Here is a 1,171-nt window from a genome sequence, read left to right as displayed (position 1 = left end):
ACTTTCTAGACACACCATGAAAACCGTCACAACCAGCAACATAATCACAGTCTAGACGCAGAGTTTCATCTTGATGCTCATAAGTTACGTACGGATTGTCTGATTCAATATCATGCAACTGCACGTTAGCAGCTTCATAAATAGTGACGCCCCCAGTCTTTTCACGCTCTGCCATCAAATCGCGTGTGACTTCGGTTTGACCATAAACGATGACCTGTTTACCACCGCTATACTTCTCTAGGTCTAGGTGATAATGCTCTCCTTGAAAACTAAAGTCCGTTCCGGTATGAATTAAGCCATCTGCATCCATACGAGCGCCAGCACCAGATTCGCGGATCAAATCTACAGTACCTTGTTCTAAGACGCCTGCACGAATACGACTTAATACGTATTCTCCTGACTTTCGTTCTAAAATAACATTATCAATCCCAGCTTTGGTCAATAACTGACCAAGTAATAACCCGGATGGACCTGCCCCGATGATAGCTACTTTTGTTTTAGTCATGAAATCCCTCTCATTGTCTAATTAGATGTGGTTCTTTGAAATACCCAACTTAAAAATCAAAGAACACGGTTTCGTTATCACCTTGCAAGTAGATATCAAAACGATAGCGTGGCTGATTATTACCCGCTTCTTTTACCGCTATCAGTGTATTGCGACGCGCTAATGAAGGTACCGCGTTTAAGATTGGACAGTTATCATTATGCGCCTGCTCATCTTCAAAATAAGCTCTGGTTTGTAGATGCAAATTGATACCTCGTGCAAACACGGCGATATTGACATGCGGGGCCATCAGCTTACCATTAAAGTCTACTGGTCCAGGCTTGATGGTATTGAAATGAAAGCCTCCATCTATGGCGCAAGCGCTGCGTCCAAAGCCACCAAAGGGTTTTTTATTGTCAAAACTAGCGATATAATTGCCATGGCTATCGGCTTGCCACATCTCAATCAAAGCATCATGCACCAGCTCACCATTGCCATCATAGACTCGGCCGACCAATTCAATATGCTCACCCTCAGCTCCTTCTTTAGCTAAGTCTTCCCAGATTTCATCTTCTCGCGATGCAAACCCGGCGATCTCTAAGGCCAAACCGATATGCACAAAAGGACCCGATGTTTGTGAGGCTGTTTCGCGCAATATACCTGTGTCATCTTGTAGTTTATATTGAC

The 1,171-nt window shown here is 43.8% G+C and carries 2 protein-coding genes; both read right to left on the bottom strand.

Annotation, left to right across the window (positions count from 1 at the left end; translation table 11 throughout):
• Positions 1-505, bottom strand: a 505-nt coding sequence (locus ACS8FD_RS15765; protein WP_439276542.1) for an FAD-dependent monooxygenase, incomplete at its 3' end; no start/stop codon positions are given.
• A gap of 49 nt (positions 506-554) precedes the next feature.
• Positions 555-1,171 (bottom strand): protocatechuate 3,4-dioxygenase subunit alpha (gene pcaG, locus ACS8FD_RS15760; RefSeq protein WP_439276541.1); only part of this gene is annotated, 617 nt, incomplete at its 5' end.

The sequence above is a fragment of the Psychrobacter sp. 1U2 genome (assembly GCF_051847575.1).
The sequence above is the reverse complement of the archived record's forward strand: the minus strand, read 5'-3'. Positions and strand labels throughout refer to the sequence as shown.